The 18,796-nt window shown below is 29.9% G+C and carries 17 protein-coding genes and 1 riboswitch; of the genes, 15 read left to right on the plus strand and 2 right to left on the minus strand.

The window, feature by feature from the left end; genetic code table 11:
• The first annotated feature begins 175 nt into the window (after nucleotides 1-175).
• Nucleotides 176-328, plus strand: a complete 153-nt coding sequence (locus tag AB2369_RS00895) for a hypothetical protein (protein WP_367664583.1) — start codon at nucleotides 176-178, stop codon at nucleotides 326-328.
• Nucleotides 329-593: 265 nt separating this feature from the next.
• Complete coding sequence (locus AB2369_RS00900; RefSeq protein ID WP_367664584.1) at nucleotides 594-1,166, plus strand: SOS response-associated peptidase family protein; 573 nt, start codon at nucleotides 594-596, stop codon at nucleotides 1,164-1,166.
• A gap of 219 nt (nucleotides 1,167-1,385) precedes the next feature.
• On the opposite strand, the gene AB2369_RS00905 is transcribed toward AB2369_RS00900, so the two are convergent.
• Entirely contained in the window at nucleotides 1,386-2,501 is a 1,116-nt protein-coding gene (locus AB2369_RS00905; RefSeq protein WP_367664585.1) for a hypothetical protein, read from the minus strand.
• A 21-nt stretch (nucleotides 2,502-2,522) separates the two neighbouring features.
• Nucleotides 2,523-3,947, minus strand: a complete 1,425-nt coding sequence (locus tag AB2369_RS00910; protein ID WP_367664586.1) for an MBOAT family protein — start codon at nucleotides 3,945-3,947, stop codon at nucleotides 2,523-2,525.
• Between the two features lie 644 nt (nucleotides 3,948-4,591).
• A riboswitch (cobalamin riboswitch) is annotated at nucleotides 4,592-4,773 on the plus strand.
• Nucleotides 4,774-5,275: 502 nt separating this feature from the next.
• On the opposite strand from AB2369_RS00910, the gene cobT reads away from it, so the two are divergent.
• The 13 genes from cobT to AB2369_RS00975 all read left to right on the plus strand — a co-directional run bounded on the left by cobT (nucleotide 5,276) and on the right by AB2369_RS00975 (nucleotide 18,778).
• Nucleotides 5,276-6,352, plus strand: a complete 1,077-nt coding sequence (gene cobT / locus AB2369_RS00915) for a nicotinate-nucleotide--dimethylbenzimidazole phosphoribosyltransferase (RefSeq protein WP_367664587.1) — start codon at nucleotides 5,276-5,278, stop codon at nucleotides 6,350-6,352.
• Nucleotides 6,352-6,963, plus strand: a complete 612-nt coding sequence (locus tag AB2369_RS00920; RefSeq protein ID WP_367664588.1) for an NAD(P)-dependent oxidoreductase — start codon at nucleotides 6,352-6,354, stop codon at nucleotides 6,961-6,963. The genes cobT and AB2369_RS00920 overlap by 1 nt, the downstream gene beginning before the upstream one ends.
• Before the next feature lie 18 nt (nucleotides 6,964-6,981).
• On the plus strand, nucleotides 6,982-7,872 hold the full coding sequence (gene hemC, locus AB2369_RS00925) for a hydroxymethylbilane synthase (RefSeq protein WP_367664589.1): 891 nt from the start codon (nucleotides 6,982-6,984) through the stop codon (nucleotides 7,870-7,872).
• 165 nt (nucleotides 7,873-8,037) lie between these two features.
• On the plus strand, nucleotides 8,038-9,513 hold the full coding sequence (gene cobA / locus AB2369_RS00930; RefSeq protein WP_367664590.1) for a uroporphyrinogen-III C-methyltransferase: 1,476 nt from the start codon (nucleotides 8,038-8,040) through the stop codon (nucleotides 9,511-9,513).
• Nucleotides 9,507-10,478, plus strand: a complete 972-nt coding sequence (hemB, locus tag AB2369_RS00935; protein WP_367664591.1) for a porphobilinogen synthase — start codon at nucleotides 9,507-9,509, stop codon at nucleotides 10,476-10,478. The genes cobA and hemB overlap by 7 nt, the downstream gene beginning before the upstream one ends.
• Nucleotides 10,479-10,480: 2 nt before the next feature.
• Nucleotides 10,481-11,074 carry an alpha-ribazole phosphatase gene (gene cobC / locus AB2369_RS00940; RefSeq protein ID WP_367664592.1) on the plus strand — a complete coding sequence of 198 codons (594 nt, stop codon included), beginning with the start codon at nucleotides 10,481-10,483 and terminating at the stop codon, nucleotides 11,072-11,074.
• Nucleotides 11,075-11,085: 11 nt separating this feature from the next.
• Nucleotides 11,086-11,646, plus strand: coding sequence for a bifunctional adenosylcobinamide kinase/adenosylcobinamide-phosphate guanylyltransferase (cobU, locus tag AB2369_RS00945; RefSeq protein WP_367664593.1), 561 nt, complete (start codon nucleotides 11,086-11,088; stop codon nucleotides 11,644-11,646).
• Between the two features lie 14 nt (nucleotides 11,647-11,660).
• A complete protein-coding gene (gene cobS, locus AB2369_RS00950; protein ID WP_367664594.1) occupies nucleotides 11,661-12,482 on the plus strand; it encodes an adenosylcobinamide-GDP ribazoletransferase in 822 nt (273 codons plus the stop codon).
• 39 nt (nucleotides 12,483-12,521) lie between these two features.
• Nucleotides 12,522-13,349, plus strand: coding sequence for a sirohydrochlorin cobaltochelatase (locus AB2369_RS00955; protein WP_367664595.1), 828 nt, complete (start codon nucleotides 12,522-12,524; stop codon nucleotides 13,347-13,349).
• Nucleotides 13,350-13,351: 2 nt separating this feature from the next.
• The gene (locus AB2369_RS00960; protein WP_367664596.1) at nucleotides 13,352-14,869 is read left to right on the plus strand and encodes a cobyric acid synthase; all 1,518 of its coding nucleotides are present in this window, start codon (nucleotides 13,352-13,354) and stop codon (nucleotides 14,867-14,869) included.
• Nucleotides 14,870-14,899: 30 nt separating this feature from the next.
• On the plus strand, nucleotides 14,900-15,850 hold the full coding sequence (gene cbiB, locus AB2369_RS00965; RefSeq protein ID WP_367664597.1) for an adenosylcobinamide-phosphate synthase CbiB: 951 nt from the start codon (nucleotides 14,900-14,902) through the stop codon (nucleotides 15,848-15,850).
• Nucleotides 15,851-16,119: 269 nt separating this feature from the next.
• A complete protein-coding gene (locus AB2369_RS00970; protein ID WP_367664611.1) occupies nucleotides 16,120-17,181 on the plus strand; it encodes a histidinol-phosphate transaminase in 1,062 nt (353 codons plus the stop codon).
• A gap of 289 nt (nucleotides 17,182-17,470) precedes the next feature.
• Complete coding sequence (locus tag AB2369_RS00975) at nucleotides 17,471-18,778, plus strand: cobyrinate a,c-diamide synthase (RefSeq protein ID WP_367664598.1); 1,308 nt, start codon at nucleotides 17,471-17,473, stop codon at nucleotides 18,776-18,778.
• Nucleotides 18,779-18,796: the final 18 nt, after the last annotated feature.

The raw sequence follows: 18,796 nt of genomic DNA on the forward strand, positions 1-18,796 counted from the left end.
ATAATATATCATAGTAGATTAAGTTTAAGTTATAAGATTTTAATAAGAAATATATTATATATATTTAGAATAAAGAATAATATATATTTATAACTTAGAGCTTTATAAATATATTAGGATCTACTAACCATATATTAGTAAATTATTAAATCATATTACCTTATGGAGGGATTAGATGATATTTTTGTTAATAGTAATTATTCTAATATCTTCTTTAGTAAAGAAATATAAGAATGATGATTTTTGTTTTATATCACATAATTTTGGAAATTCCTTAAGAAAAATATGTAGCTGTGGAAAATGTGAGACGTGCTTAGAGAATAAATAATATTATATTTAATTTTAAAGACTTGTATTTAAATGCAAGTCTATTTTATTTATAATGAAACTATATATATAAATATCTATATTATTTCTTTTCTTATTAGTATAAGTCCTTTAGGAACATATATACTTAATGAAAGGTTTTATCCAGTATTAACAGTAATAATTATATGTATAACTATTGTTATTACAGAAGCTTATTTAGTAATAAAAAATACAAAAGAAAAACAAATGATTAAAAGGTAAGAATATATACTAATACACAGCCAATGAAGAAGGTAGGTGATATTATGTGCGGAAGATACTTTATAAATCTTAATACATTTAAAAAAGAGTTAGAGATGTTTCAAGGGGAAAGGTTTCCAGGAGAAGAGTCTATAGTTATAACTAAGAAGGGATATATGCCTATGAAGTGGGGATTTCCTTTAAACAATGTAAATGTAATAAATGCTAGAGGAGAAACCTTAATGTCAAAGCCTCTATTTAGTAAGTCCTTTGAGGAAAGAACATTAATTGTTCCTACCAGCGGATTTTATGAATGGAAGAATGGAATTAAGTATAAGGTTAAATTAAAAAATAATGAGCCTATGCTTCTTGGTGGAATATATAGTGGATTTGTAGATAATAAGGAAACTACCTATAATGCTTTTACAGTAATAACAACAGAAGCTAATGGTGCTATGGCAAAGATACATCATAGAAAGCCTATAGTGATACCAAAAGAAATTCAAGGTGATTATTTAAATAATAATATTACCATAGAAAGAATTATGGACATAAATAGTAAAATAGATTTTTTTATAGAAGAAGAGCAGGGTAAGGAACAACTAAGGTTGATTTAATTTTGGGAAAAGTTTAAAATTTCATTTTTATAAGAGTAAAAAGTACTATGAAATTAGGTATATTCATAGTACTTTCTACATAATTAAGATAAATTATAAATTTAATTTATCTAAGTGGCTAATAAATTTTGGGTTTTAAAATTGATTTTATACTACAATACATTACCTTATATTAAAGGTATGTAATAATGATTCATTTTTGAAGTTTATGTTGTAGTACTACTGATGAAAATCCATGGTAAGTCCATCCATAAGCCTTTCAGCTATTTCTATGATAACAATATCAGGCTTATTATTAAGAATTATATCCTTATTAAAATAATCATCCTCAAGATCACCATATCTTGTACCCCATATATACAAAGCTTCACTAAAGTTTTGAGATAATAGTGGTTGAAGATATATGGAGAAGGAGTCTCTAAATATTACTGCCTTAGGTAGAGTCTTATCATAAGAGGCTGTTCTTATTTCTTTATCGTGATCATGATAAGCTTTATATTCATAATTAACTTTATTTTTTATAGAAGTAGAATTATCACTAATGTGTTTATCAAGGAGTAACATAGAGGAAAGATCTCCCTTAAGTTTTGAATCATTCTGATTATAATCTATTTCTATGTTATAAGGTTTTAGGTTATATTCAGGAAGTAGTTTGCTACTCTCTTCGATAATCCTTTTATACGCAAGAGAAGCACCAATATGATTCCAGTGGCTATCTGTTCTGTGATATAGTTCTTCTTTTGATTTACTATCTATAAGATCTTTACGTAAATCTAATATGTTCACATCAGAATTATTTTTCATATAGGTAAAAAACTCATCAGTAGAATTCCTATTTCTTATTTTAGGTTTATTAAGAGGCATATATTGAGGATATATGCTATTTTTATTTGGGGCTATAACTACCAACATCTCTATGCCATTTTTATTAAGAAATTTATTTTTTTCCTCTAAATTAATTTTAAATTTTTTTAGAGTATCTTCATTATAAGTCTTTGTACCTGAATACTGTTCTAATGTATCACTAAGATACATCCATTGATTTTCACCAATTATAACCTTATCACTAGCTCCTAAATCAAAAAGCTTATATCTTAATAAGGAGTTAGCCTCTATAAACTTATCTCGGCTAGTGAAATTAGTAGAAATGAAGTTTTCAAAATCCTTAGTATAGTTCTTATTTATTTTATTATTTTCAAATAAACTTGGCTTTTTTATTATGTCCTCATTGGATAAATTAATTTCCTTAGGATTTATTAAAGTTAATGTTAAAGGAGTAATTATAATTAACATAAATATTAATATAACTATTTTTTTATAAGTAGAATTTATCATATAAATAACACCTCCTAAGAATTAAAATCTAAAGTATATAAATGGGTTGTAACTTGATGCAATCATGTATGTAATAGAAATAATAAAAATAAAGAAAATAAAGATATCTTGTATCAGATAAAGAATAGAAGATATTTTTTTATATTTAGGTTCTATAAATTTATTAAAATATTTCACAATAGGCATTGAGAAAATTAAAGCCATAATAAGCATAATAATTACTTCTTTGTTTAATGTATGAAGTATAGAGTTTATATTAAATGAAGATAGTGAGAATAAAGATTTTATAACTTCTATACTATTTCTAAAGCCTTCTATTCTGAAGAATACCCAACCTACCATAACCACTAATAGTGTATATGTTCTAGCTAAGATAGGATTCATTTTAGGTATATTTATTATCTTACATCTCTCTAATATCATAAACATTCCATGAAAGCATCCCCAAATAATAAAATTCCAACTAGCACCATGCCATATACCTGTGGCAAAGAAAACAATAAACAAGTTCAAATAAGTACGTTTAAGGCCCTTTCTATTACCACCTAGAGGAATATATAAGTAATCTCTAAACCAAGTAGATAGTGATATATGCCAACGTCTCCAAAAATCTTGAATTCCCTTAGCTATATAGGGGTAGTTAAAGTTTTCTTTAAAAGTAAAACCAAACATATGGCCAAGACCTATAGCCATGTCAGAGTATCCTGAAAAATCATAATATATTTGAAAGGAATAACATATTATACCAAACCAAGAGGAAGCAGCATTTAAGTTATCCACATTAGAAAACATGATATCAGCAGTTTTGCCAAGGGTATTTGCAATTAAGATTTTCTTTGAAAATCCAATAATAAATCTACGAATACCCATATAGAAATCATCAAATTTGTGATTTCTTTTAAGGATTTCCGTCTCTACATCTATATACCTTACTATGGGACCAGCCACTAATTGAGGAAATAATGAAATATAAAGTCCTAGATTTAATATGTTCTTTTGAACAGGAACTTCTTTTCTATAAACATCAATAACATAAGATAGAGCTTGAAAAGTAAAGAAGGATATACCAATAGGTAAGGTTAAATTTAAAATATTAAGGTTTACATCAATATTTAATATGGAACTAAGCTTGTTTATATTGATAAATAAGAAGTTTATATATTTATAAAAGCATAATATCCCAATATCGATGACAACAGTAGAAAGCATAAAAAATAGTTTTATGCTTTTTCTTTCCTTAAACTTATCTATTAATAGAGCTAAAAAATAATTTATAATTATTTCTCCTATCATTATAATAACGAATTTAGGTTCTCCCCAAGCATAGAATATTAAACTAACTATAAGAAGCCAAAGATTTTTAAGTTTTAACGAAGGTAATAAATAATATACTACTAATGTTAAAGGTAAAAATAAAAATAAGAATATTACTGAAGTAAATACCACAGCTAATCCCCCTTAAAAATTAATTTTTGCAATAAAATTTAAAATTCTTACGAAAGTCAAATTATACTATTAAAATTATTGTTTTTCAGAAGTTTGATTTTAGAAATTTAAATTATAATTGCCACTAATGTATAACTTAAGAATTCACATAGTAATCCTATAAGCTTTAACTATTATAAATGGTTAGATTATAATAGTTATAATCTATTACTTAAAGTAGAAGGTAAAGTAAAAATAGTAATAATAGGACTTTAAAGTAATTCAACAGCAATTAGGTAAATCCTTCATTAATATGAAATTAATATATAATATTATAGACTTGTAGTACAGATTGAATGGAATTTAGGGTAATTAATTTCTTAGAACAGCTAAATTTTTTTTATTGAAGTTGATTAATTTAATAGAGGTAAACTTATCTAGTAAAAAGTTAACTTTAGTTTTTTATAGTTTTATATTTTACTGTAACCACGGACTGAGTAAGTTTAAAATATAAACTATTTAAGTAAAAATAAAAAGAATCAACGAAGAAATTAGCTGAAAATAAGGTGGAAATATAGGGGAATATAGGGGAATATTCATATAATAAAAACTTTATTTCAATTTTCAATTGAATCTTATGAATTGGTAATATATAATTAAAGAAAAGAGAATATGTAGTTTTAGGTACTTATTATAAATAAGTTTAAAAGGGAAAGTGGTTAAAATCCACTACAGCCCCCGCTACTGTATAGGGATACGAATCTCAGAACCACTGATTAGTCAATTGGGAAGGTGAGAGGAGGATGACCCCGGAGTCAGGAGACCTGCCTATAATTATGCTATCCTTCGGAGGGAAGGTTAATGGCGAGAAAAGCTAATGCTTATATTTAAAGAAAGTTAAATTAGCAATCTTGTTATGTTTATAACACCTAACCCTTGAAGTTAGGTGTTTTTTTATTGAAAAAATACTTATAGGATTTCAAGTTTAAATCTTAATTTATATTTAAATTCTTAAAGATTCTATATTTTAAGAAAGATATAAAATAAGATTTGAATTAAAAATCTACAAGGAGTAATTTAATTTTAAAGGTTAACCTACAGTTTATTTACACATATTAGTGAAGATATTCACTAATATGTAGAAATTTTATTATATATTAAACAAATATAGAACGAATCTTCCTTCAGGTGGTGTTCTTTCCACCATCTGAAGGTTAGATAGTTAATATAGGGGCGTAGCAACTGTTATCCCCCACCTTTTAAGGAGATGGGGGTGTTACAGCTCCTAGCCATCATATAAAAAGTTAAAGTGAAGAACTTAATATTTAGCAGTTTTATTAGGAGGAGCTATGAATTTACTTAATGAAACCTTAAGTACTATAAGTGGAAGTAATAAAGAATTAGAAGCCTTAGCTAAAAATTTTATTGACAATCTTTCAAAGCCTATAGGAAGTCTTGGAATCCTAGAGGATATAGTAATTAAAATTTATGGAATGAAGGAAAAGCCAGTTAAGAGAATAAATAAAAAATCTATAATAATAATGTGCGGAGACAATGGAGTAGTAGAAGAGAAGGTTTCAGCATGTCCTCAGGAAGTTACAGCTATAGTTACAGAGAACTTTACAAAAGGAACCACAGGAGTGTGTGCTCTTTCAAGATATTATGGTAGTGATTTAACTATAGTAGATATTGGGGTTAAAAAAGAGATAAGCTTACCTAAGATTATAAATAGAAAAATAAGATATGGCACAAGAAACATGATGATAGAAGCAGCCATGACAAGGGAGGAAACCATAAAGGCTATAGAGACAGGAATAGAGATTACAAGAGACCTTGTGTCTAAGGGCTATGACCTTTTAGGTACAGGAGAGATGGGAATTGGTAACACCTCTACATCAGCAGCTGTTTTAAGTGCTCTACTAGATATTGATTCAGAAAACATAGTAGGTATGGGAGCAGGTCTTACTAAAGAACAACATAATCATAAAAAGAATGTTATAAAAAGATCTATAGAGTTAAACAAGCCTAATAAGGATGATGTTATAGATGTTCTAAGTAAAGTAGGAGGGTTTGATATAGCAGGCCTTTGTGGTGCATTTTTAGGAGCAGCTAGTATGAAAGTACCTATTGTAATTGACGGATTTATATCCTCTGTAGCTGCCTTATGTGCTTATAGATTAAACCCTAAGGTTAGAGATTACATTTTTCCCTCTCATATTTCAGAGGAACCAGGAGCTAGGTACATAATGGAGGAAATGAAATTGGAACCTATGGTAAATCTAAGGATGAGGTTAGGGGAAGGGTCAGGATGTCCCTTTGCCTTTAATATAATAGAGAGTGCACTATATACAATACATAATATGGCATCCTTTAGTGAAGCAGGGGTTATAAAGGATGATTATGTGGATATAAGAGAGGGGAAATAATGAAATTTTCGAATATTGCTTTAATATCCAGTGGAATAAGAGCTTTGGTTATAGGAGGGGGAAAGGCTGGACTCATAAAGACTAAAGCACTTCTGAAAAGAGGATGTACAGTTTTTGTAGTATCTAATAATTTTATAGAAGGTTTTAATGATATTGATGATAAAAATCTTCATCTTATTAAAGGATATTATAAAAAGGATTACATTTTTGATAAACATTTAATAGTAATGGCAATAGGGGAGGATAGTACAATTCAGGCTATAACAATGGATTGTAATGAGAATCATAAGCTTTATTTGAACTGTAAAAATTTTAAAGAAGGAAATTTCATAATACCATTTCAAGTGGAAAGCAAGGAAGTCAATATAGCAATAAATACTACTGAAGGAAATCCAAAGGTATCTAAAAAAATATCTAATGTTTTCTTAGAGTATGTAGAGGAAAGAGATGAATTAATATCATTTATAAATTTTGCAAGGACACGTCTTAAGGATAATCCAATAAAAAATGAAGTTCTTGATTTTTTAGTAAGTGATGAATTTGAGAAATATTTCAAAGAAGGAAAACATAGGGGAATTATCATAGAAAAATACGGAGAAATACTTACATAGAAATTGGAGGGGGAATCTTTGACTGTAAAAATAGCTACAAGAAAGAGTAAACTAGCTATTACTCAGACAGATTTGGTAATAGAACATATAAAGAGAAAAAACAATAACATAGAATGCGAAAAGGTTAAACTTCAAACAGAGGGAGATAGAAGATTAGATGTAACCTTAGATAAAATTGGAGGTAAGGGTGTTTTTACTAAGGAAATAGAATATGCTCTTTTAGATGGTAGATCCCATGGAGCAGTTCATAGTATGAAGGATATGCCCTTTGCTTTAGGGGATGCTTTTAAGCTAACTGCTATTCCAGAGAGAGAGGACCCAAGAGATGCCTTTGTTTCTATGAATGGAATGGATTTTAAAGACTTACCAAAGGGAGCTAGAATTGGAACAGGAAGTATAAGACGTGATGCTCAGCTTAGGGTATTAAGACCAGATATAGAGGTAGTACCTATAAGAGGAAATGTTCAAACAAGAATAGATAAGATTGAAAAAGAAAATCTTCATGGAATAATACTTGCAGCAGCAGGACTTAAAAGGCTTGGCATGGAGTGTATAATAAGAGATTATTTTGATCCTTATGAATTTGTTCCTTCAGTTGGACAAGGAGCCTTAGGGGTAGAGACTTTAAAGCAAGGTGAATATAATGAGGTTTTTGAATCCATAGATAATAGGGAAGTTAGAATTTGTGTAGAGGGAGAAAGAAGCTTTATGAGAACCCTAAATGGTGGATGTCATATAGTTATAGGAGCTTATGGAACTCTATGTAAAGATAGACTTCATATGGTTGGAATATTCCAAATAGGGGATAAGATAATCAAGAAAGATATAGAAGGTTATGCAGAGGATAATATAAAACTTGGAGAGGTTCTAGCAGAGAAGATAATAAAAGCTGAAAATTATATGAGATAGATCTATAGATAAATCATATGATAATTGAAAATAAATCACTAGCTTAGTTATTTAAGACATATTCAAGAGTTGAGTTTTGAAGTGGTTTATATATAAGGTAATAGAAGACTTTAAAACTTAACCTTACATTTATTTATATATTAGAAAAATTAAGGAGGGGTAAACTTGAGTAAGGTATACATAATAGGGGCAGGTCCAGGGGATGAGGACTTACTTACATTAAAGGCTAAGAAATCCTTAGAGAAGTGTACTGCTGTTTTGTATGATAGATTAATTGGCGGAAATATATTAAAGCATTTAAATAAAGATTGTGAGATATACTATTGTGGTAAGGAACCAGGTTGTCATTATAAAACTCAAGAAGAAATAAATGAATCCCTTGTAAGACTTTCAAAGAAAGGACATATAGTTGGAAGAATAAAAGGTGGAGATCCTTATGTTTTTGGACGTGGAGGAGAAGAAGTACTAGATCTAATAAAGGAAAATATAGAGTTTGAGGTAATACCAGGGGTTACCTCTGCCATAGGAGCTCTATCCTATGCAGGTATACCAGTTACTCAAAGGGGAGTATCTCAAAGCTTTCATGTGATAACAGGAATGACCTCAGTTTCTTCTAAGGTTAATTATGAAGCCTTGGCAAAGCTTTCTGGAACATTAATATTCTTAATGGGAGTAGAAAATATAAAGGATATAAGTAGTAATCTTATAAAATACGGTAAAAGTCAAGATACTCCTTGCGGAATTGTAAGAAGAGGAACAACTTCTAAACAGAAAACAGTAATCACCACATTAAAGGATGCAGAGAATAAAATAAAAGAAGAAGGGTTAACTTCTCCATGCATAATTGTGGTAGGTGAGGTAGTTAATTTTAGAGAAAGTTTAAACTGGTTTGAGAAAAAAGAACTTTTTGGATTAAATTTATGTATAACAAGAAGCAGGGAACAAGCTAAATCTTTAAGTAGTAGAGTAAAAGATTTAGGGGGAGAGGTTACAGAGATACCTTCCTTAGAGATAAGGGAAAGAGAAAGTTCTATAGATCCTTATCTAAATAATATTCAGCATTATGATCACATAATTTTAACCAGCGTTAATGGAGTTAATGTATTCTTTGATTATTTAATAAATAAGAATTTTGATATAAGAAATATTAAAGCAGATTTTTCTGTAATAGGTAATGCTACCTTTGAAGCATTAAGAAAAAGAGGAATAATAGCTAAAACTAAGGGGGAAGAATTTACCCAAGAAGGTCTATTAGAAGCATTAAAGGGTAAAATTCAAGAGAACCATAAGGTGTTTATACCTTGTGCTAAGAATAGTCGTAGATTATTAGAAGAAGAGCTTAAAAATCTTTGTAGAAGTGTCACTGTCTGTCATAGTTATGAAACTGTAATTCCACCTCTTTTAAATGAAAGAGCTTTTGATGATGTGGATGTAGTTTTATATACAAGTCCATCTACCGTTAAGAATATGATTAATATGGTAGGAAAGGACAAGTTAAAAAAGAAATTATCTCTTGCCATAGGACCTATAACTGAAAAAGAGTTAGAGAAAGAAGACCTTTCAGGTATTATGTGTGATAGATATTTTGAAGATGGAATAATAGAAAAATTATTAGAACTTAGGGGGAACAAACAATGTTAAAAAGACCTAGAAGATTAAGAGAGAATGCTAGTATAAGAGCTATGGTTCGTGAGAACCATTTAAGACCAGAGGATTTTGTATATCCAATATTTGTGGTTGAGGGAGAAAATATAAAGAAGGAGATAAGCTCTCTTCCAGGAAACTATCATTACTCTGTAGATATGCTAGATGATCTTATAAAGGAAATGGATGAATTAAAAATAAAGGGAATAATGGTATTTGGAATACCAAATCATAAGGATGAGTGCGCATCAGAGGCTTTTAATGATAATGGAATAGTTCAAAAGGCTGTTAGAAGAATAAAAGAGTTATCTAAGGAATTATTTGTAATGACTGATGTTTGTATGTGTCAATATACAAGCCATGGACATTGTGGAATATTAGATGGTCACAGAGTTCATAATGATAAATCACTAGAATACATAGCTAAGATAGCTTTATCCCATGCAAAGGCAGGAGCTGATATGGTAGCACCATCAGATATGATGGATGGAAGAGTTGGAGCTATAAGAACCCTATTAGATTTAAATGGATATGACCATGTATCTATAATGGCATATAGTGCTAAATATGCTTCAGCATTCTATGGTCCATTTAGAGAGGCAGCAGGATCAGCACCACAGTTTGGAGATAGAAAGAGTTATCAAATGGATCCAGCAAACTCTAATGAAGCTATGAGAGAAATAGAGCTTGATATAGAGGAAGGTGCAGATATAGTAATGGTTAAGCCTGCTATGGCATTTATGGATGTTATAAGAATGGCTAAGGATAGATTTAATATGCCTCTTGCAGCATATAACGTAAGTGGAGAATATTCCATGGTAAAGGCAGCAGCGCAGCTTGGATATATTAATGAAAGAGCTATTGCCACGGAAATGCTTCTTGGGTTAAAGAGAGCAGGGGCAGATATAATAATAACTTATTATTCTTTAGAAATGGCAAAGTGGCTTAGAGAAGAGGCTTAAATATGAATATTTACTTAGTAAGACATGGGGAAACTGAGGAAAACTTAAAGAAAACCTATTATGGCTCTATTGATTGTGATTTAACTGAGAATGGAATAAATCAGGCTCTTTATCTTAAAGAAATACTAAGTAAATTAAAGTTCGATGCTATATTTTGTAGTGAAAAGAAAAGAGCGAAGAACACATTAGAGATCATAGGACACAAAGAAAATATTATAGAAGATTCAAGATTGAATGAAAGAGATTTTGGAGTATTTGAGGGTAAAACTTTTAATGAGATAAATGAAGCTTTTAAAGATGAATATAACAATTGGATGAAGGACTGGAAGGGGTATACTCCCCCTTCTGGTGAAAGCTTCAAAACCTTTTATAGTAGGGTAAAAATGTTTATTGAAGAAATGAAAGATAAGGATTATGACAATGTACTTATAGCTACCCATGGAGGTGTTATAAGAGCAATATACTGTTATATGCTAGATGAAAATTTGGATCATTACTGGAGATTTGCCTCTAGAAATGGAGACTTAACAAAAATTAAATTTGAAAATAACTATTTTTATATAGATTCAATTATTCCTTTGAATAACTTAAATTAAATACATTAGGAGTGGAAAATATGAGTAAGATAACCTTAGTTACAGGGGGAAGTAGAAGCGGAAAAAGCTCATTTAGTGAAAAACTTTTGAGGAGTACTGATGATGTTCTCTATATAGCTACCTCTATAATAACAGATAAGGAAATGGAAGATAGGGTAAATAGGCATATAAGAGGAAGGAATCCTAAGTGGATAACCTTAGAGGCTTATGAAGATTTACATGAAAAAATAAAAAATTATAAAGAGAAATATATACTTTTAGATTGTGTAACCATAATGACAACTAATTTAATGTTTAAGACACATATGGATTATGATAATCTCACTCAAGAAGAAATAGATAAGGTCTCAGAATATATAAAGCTTCAATTTAAACTCTTAATAGATGAGGTTAAAAATACAGGACGAGAACTTATATTAGTCACTAACGAAGTAGGTCTTGGAATAGTTCCAGAAAATAAGCTTTCAAGAATATTTAGAGATATAGCAGGCTTTGTAAACCAGTATATAGCATCCTTAAGTCATGATGTGTACTTAGTAACCTGTGGAATACCTTTAAAGATAAAGGGATAAGAGTGAGGGTTTAAATGAATAATTTATACATTGATTTAGGAATACTTGGAGTTATATTTCTATTAGGAGCTATTGGGAGATATAAAATACCTTTTAACAACTTTTTATTAATAACTCAGTTTATAACAAGACTTCCTCTTAAGATTTCATTAAGTTGTGAAATGGAGGATTTTAAAAGAGGAACTCTATATTTTCCAATGGTTGGAGCATTAATTGGAGGAATACAGTATTTAATCTTTATAATTACAAATACATATTTTCCTATGATTATAGCAGCAACCTTTACTGTACTGTCTATGGTCTTCATAACAGGAGGACTTCATATAGATGGATTATCTGATACCTGTGATGGATTTTTCTCCTTTAAGGGTAGTAAGGAGAAAATCATAGAGATTATGAAAGATAGTAGAGTTGGAGCTTTTGGAGTTATAGCTATAATTTTTGATATAGCTTTAAGAATTCTTGGAGTATATTATATGGGACTTAAGGGATTAGAGTATGGACTTATAGTTGTTCCGTCAATAACCAGAGCCTTTACAGTATTATTATTCTTAATAGGAAAACCAGCTAAGGAAAAGGGGAGTGGTAATCTTTACATAGGAAATACTACTGTTTTAAGGTTCATGGGGGCATTGATTTCAGCCTTTATTATAGGTAAAATTTTAATTGGCTATTATGGATCATTAATACTTCTTTTAAGTGGATTAATTATAACTCTCTTATTTAGTAAATTTTGTAATAATGTAATACAAGGGCATACTGGAGATACCCTTGGGGCTAATAATGAACTTGTTGAAATAGGATTACTTCTCATTATAAGCAGCTCTTTATTCTAAAATTTCCAGGGAATTTAAATATATTTAGGAGGAAAAGAAATGAAAAAAGGAATACTTGTAGTTAGTTTTGGTACAAGCTACATGGATGCACTTAAAAATTCCATAGAGAATATAGAAAATAAAATAAAAGAAAGCTTTAAGGATTATGAAATAAAAAGGGCTTTTACTTCTCATAAAATAATTAAAAAAATCAAAAATAGGGATAATATACATATAAATACTCCAGAAGAAGCTTTAGAAGAGATGAAAAAAGAAGGATATGAAGAGATCATAGTTCAACCTCTTCACATAATTCCAGGAGAAGAATATGATTATGTTCTAAAAGTTGTAAATTCTTTTAAAGAAGATTTTAAATATATAGAAGTGGGAAGACCAGTATTCTTTTATGAAGGAATAGAAGAGCTGCCAAAGGATTATCATATATTTATAGATTCTATAGAATCTATTCTACCAAAAGAAGGAGGAACAGTACTTTTTGGACATGGTACAGCCCATTCAGCTAATGCTGTATATGGATGTATTCAATGTGTTCTTCAAGATAGAGATTATGATAATGTGTTTGTAGGTACAGTAGAAGGATATCCAGGATTTAATGAGGTTTTAAAGAGAATTAAAAAGCAAAATCTTAAGGAAGTAACATTAATACCTTTAATGGTGGTTTGTGGAGATCACGCTATAAATGATATGGCTTCAGATGAAGAGGATTCATGGAAGTCTATGCTAGAGGCTGAGGGAATAAAGGTTAAAACTTACCTTCATGGTCTTGGAGAGATTAGTGCCTTTGGAGATATATATGTAAATCATATAAAGGATGTAATGGATGGAACCATAATGAGCTACGGAAAAACTAAAAAAGGTGGTAAGTAGATATGGCAAAAATAATGGTACAGGGAACAGGTTCTAATGTAGGAAAAAGTATATTAGTTGCAGCTCTTTGTAGAATTTTTAAACAAGATGGACTTAAAGTATGTCCTTATAAATCTCAAAATATGGCGTTAAATTCTTATATAACTTTAGATGGAAAAGAGATGGGAAGAGCACAGGTGCTTCAAGCATATGCTGCAGGTATTGAACCAGAAGTTTATATGAATCCAATACTTTTAAAACCATCTACAGATGTACAATGTCAAGTTATTGTTAATGGAAAAGTATATTGTAATTCTTCAGCTAAAGAATACCATAACTTAAAACCACAATTCTCTAAAATGCTTAAGGAAGAGTTTGAAAAAATAGAGAAGGAATTTGATGTAATAGTAATGGAGGGAGCAGGAAGCCCAGCAGAGATAAATCTTAGAGATAGAGATATAGTAAATATGGGTATGGCAGAACTTGTAGATGCTCCAGTAGTTTTAGTTGGAGATATAGATAAGGGAGGAGTTTTTGCATCCTTAGTTGGAACTATGGTGCTTTTAACTGATGAAGAGAAGAAAAGAGTTAAAGGAACTATAATAAATAAATTTAGAGGAGATATAGATATATTAACTCCGGGAATAGATATGCTAGAGGATATTACAAAGCTTCCAAATCTTGGAGTAGTGCCTTATTTTAGGCTTCAATTAGAAGATGAAGATGGATCAATGATGGAAATAAAGAAAGATGTTACAGACAAGATAGATGTGGCAGTTATAATGCTTCCTCATATATCTAACTTCACTGATGTAGATCCTTTAAAGAATGAAGAAGATGTATCAGTAAGGTTTGTAACTAGCTTAAATGAATTTAAAAATCCAGATCTTCTAGTAATACCAGGAAGCAAAAATACCATAGGAGACTTAAACTATTTAAAGGAAAGTGGACTTTATGACAAGATAAAATCCTACTCCAAGGAAGGTAATATAATTGGAATTTGTGGTGGATATCAAATCCTTGGAAAAACCCTTAAGGATCCTTACGAAATTGAGGGGAAAATAAAATCAGCAGAGGGACTTGGTCTTTTAGATGTTAATACTGTTTTCAATGAGGAAAAGATAACTACAAGAATTAATGGAGAGCTTAAAGAAGAAGGGGCAAATATATTAGGCATAGATAATATAAAAGAGGACTTATATGGATATGAAATTCATATGGGAGAGACTACTTATGGAGAAGAAGGAACCCCACTTTTCAAAATAGTGAGCAGAAATGGTGAAACAGTAAGCTGTAACGATGGAGCAATAAATAAAGAGGGAAATATAATGGGTACTTACATCCATGGAATATTTGATGGAATATCCTTTAGAGAGGCTTTAGTAAATAAGCTAAGAAAAGAAAAGGGATTAGATCTTAAAAAGTCAGGAAAGTATGAAGCACTAAGAGAAGAGGAGCTTGATAAATTAGCTGATATAGTTAGAAAGAGCTTAGATATGAAGAAAATCTATGAAATTGTAGGATTAGAGCCTAAAAAATAATAGGATAATTATATTAAGGAGAGATAATCCATGAGTTTTTTTATAGATTTAGTCATAGCCGTAATTATAGATTTTATAGTGGGAGACCCTTATTGGTTTCCCCATCCTGTAATTTACATAGGCAAGCTTATTAGATTTTTAGAGAAAAAAGGTAGAGGAATAGTAAAGACTAATAAAGGATTAAAAATCTATGGAGGATTCATAGTAATTGTAGTAATTTTTATCACCTTTATAATTCCATATGGTATTTTACATTTGTTAAAGCCTTATAAGTTCTTATATCATGGGGTAAATATACTTATTTTATGGACAACCATTGCAGCTAAATGTCTTCATGTAGAAGGTAAGAAGGTGTATTATTCCTTAAAGAATAATGATATTGAGGATGCAAGACTTAAGCTCTCTTATATAGTAGGGAGAGATACACAGTCTTTAACTGAAGAAGAAATTATAAGAGCAGATGTAGAAACCATTGGAGAAAATACTAGTGATGGAATAATAGCTCCTATTTTATATGCCATGGTAGGGGGAGCACCCCTTGCCATGATGTATAAGGGAGTTAATACTATGGATTCTATGTTAGGGTATATGAATGAAAAGTATAGATTTATAGGATTTTTTCCAGCAAAGGTAGATGATATTTTTAATTATATACCTGCAAGACTTACAGGACTTCTTATGTGTTTAATAAGTCCCATAGTAAAGGGAAATTTTATAACATCTTTTAAGATAATGATAAGAGATAGGAAAAATCATAAAAGCCCTAATTGTGCTTATCCAGAAGGAGCCCTAGCAGGAGCTTTAAAAATACAGTTAGGTGGGACTAACGTATATTTTGGAGAGAAGATTTATAAACCTACCATAGGTGATAAGATAAACCTTCTTACTAAAAATCACATAAATGAGTCTATAGTCCTTATGTATGGGACAGAGATACTTTTAATATTTATTTATTTTATATTACTTAAAATGGTTTTATAGGTTTTAGTTGTAATAGTAGAGTCTTTTAGTATAGTATAAAAACTTAATTTCCCATAGTTTAGTAATCTATTTTAATAAATAGAAGCATTACAAGTGGCGGTTAAAGTTATAAGTAAAGGTTTAAAACATAGTATTTATATATAAACCACCTGAAAACTCAATCTTTGAAATGCATTAAATAATGGAAGCTTGTGATTCAGTTTCAATTATCATGTGGTTTATCTATAGTTTTAGAGAGGATAGATGATTATATGAGTGAAGAAGGATTTATTCATGGAGGAGATATATATACAGAAGGGCTTTTAAAGGGAAAAACTTTAATTGATTTTAGTTCCAACATAAACCCAAAAGGGGTTCCAGAATCTTTTAAAAGCCATATAGCTGAAGGATTTCAAATGGTAGAAAGATATCCGGACATAAAATATAGAAGCCTTAAAAAGGATTTGATTTATTATAATGAAAAATACTTTGACTTAATACTTAATGAAGAGGATATAGTCCTTGGAAATGGAGCCTCGGAGATTATAGATCTTGTATTATCGAGTTTAAAAAAAGTAGTATTACCTACGCCATCTTTTTCAGAGTATAGTTTATCTATTAAAAAATGGGGAGGCAGCGTAATACATAGTAGTTTGAATGAAAATATGGATTATGATTATTTGGATATACTAGAAAAGCTTAAGAAAGCTCATGGATTAGTCATTGGAAATCCTAATAATCCTAATGGGGGAATTATAGATATAGAGAGTTTTATACCTATTCTTGATTATTGTGAAGACAATGAAAAGGTAGTAATAATTGATGAAGCTTTTATAGAGATGAATGGTTATAAAGGAAGCCTTATAAAGCTTATAGAAAAGTATAAATCCCTATTTATAATAAGGGCTTTAACAAAGTTCTTTGGAGTTCCTGGAATAAGAATGGGATATGGAGTAACAAGAAACAATGTGCTTTTAAACTATATAAGAGAGAGACAAAATCCATGGAATATAAATTCCTTTGCAGAGCTTTGTACTCATTATGTACTTTATGATGAGGAATATATAAAAGATTCCCTCAAATGGATAGAGGAAGAGAGAATTTATTTTATAAGTGAACTAAATAAACTTTCCATAATAGATAAGGTTTATGACACAAAATCTAACTACTGTTTATGTAAGTTAAAAGACATAAGTGATGAGGAACTTTATAGATATTGTCTTAATAAAGGAGTGCTTATAAGAAGGGCATCAAATTTTCAAGGTCTTGATAATAGCTATGTTCGATTTGCTATAAAAAATAGAGAGTTAAATAATATTCTTATTAATATTTTAAGGAATATACCTAGGTAGAATTTTAGTAATTTACCCCGTTCTGCTAGTGAAATTATAAGTTTATTAAATATTTAAAGTGAAGTTCTAATTATAGAAATTAAATATTTTTCAATAAGATAATTTCAGTTTACAAGTTAACTGTGACAAAGAGAAGGATATTACAAGATATATATGAACCTTTGAAGTAGTTGATTTACAATAAAAAATTAAAGTAAGAAAATAGTATAAAAATATATTTATGCTTTAGAAATTGAGAATAAGTCCTACAAATAATCGAAATATTCGTGAAAATAAAGGGGGAATATCTATGAAGTCTCTTATAATATCCTCTAATGGAAGTGGAGGAGGAAAAACTACCTTTACCTTAGGGCTTATGAAAGCGCTTAAGGATAGAGGGTATGATGTTCAGGGGTATAAAGCAGGGCCAGACTATATTGATCCTGGATTTCATAAGGAAGTTACAAAAGTAGAGTCAAGAAACTTAGATTTATTCCTCATGGGAGAAGAGGGCGTTTTAGCTTCCTATAACAGGGGAAAAGGAGAAATAGGGATCATTGAAGGGGTTATGGGACTTTATGATGGACGTGGAATAGATACAGATTATTCTACTTATCATCTTTCAAAGGTATTAGATAACACTCCAATACTTTTAGTTATAACCCCTAAAGCTCAAAGTGTAACCCTATGTGCAGAACTTAATGGAATTAAAGATTTTAGAAATGCCAATATAGTAGGTGTTGTATTAAATAAGGTAAGTGAGAAATATTATAAGCTTTTAAAATCTGCCATAGAAGTTAACTGTCATATGAAAGTTTTTGGATATATACCAAAGGACGAATCCATAGCTCTTGAAAGCAGACACTTAGGTCTGGTTCAAAGTGTAGAAGTCAAGAACATTATGGAGAAGATAAATAGGGTTAATGATTTAATAGAGAGTTATGTAGATGTAGATGGCATAATAGATCATCTTAAAGAAAGAAAAATTTCAGAGGATAGGTTTCATGTTAAGAATATAGGACTTAAAACTGCTGTTGCTTATGATGAAGCTTTTAGGTTTTATTACAAAGAGAACTTAGAACTTTTAGAGGAGCTAGGGGAAATAAAATATTTTAGTCCCTTAAATGATGAGAAGATTCCAGAGGACATAGATTTTCTTTATCTAGGTGGTGGATATCCAGAAGTATTTAAGGAAGAGCTTTCAAGAAACATATCTATGAGAAGTAGTATAAAGAAAGCTTTAGAGAATGGACTTAAGTGCTATGGGGAATGCGGTGGTCTTATGTACTTAATGGAGGAAATTGATGGGGAGAAAATGGTGGGATTTTTTAATGGAAAAACTAGAATGACTAAGTCTTTAAATAGATTTGGCTATGCAAAAGTAACCATGAAAAATAATCTCCATATATCTATAAACTGCCATGAGTTTCATAAGTCAACAATAGACACTGGGGAAGAAGCTATTTATGATGTGGAAAAACAAGGATATGATGGTGAGTTATTAAAATGGAATTGTGGATATTTTAATAATAATACTTTGGCAGGATACCCACACATACACTTCTTTGGAAATTTAGATTTTTTAATGAACTTAGTTTCCTTAAATAATAAAAATTAGTAGTAGAACTTAAGGAGG

The sequence above is a fragment of the Clostridium sp. genome, from assembly GCF_040797585.1.
Taxonomy (GTDB): Bacteria; Bacillota; Clostridia; order Clostridiales; family Clostridiaceae; genus Clostridium_Z.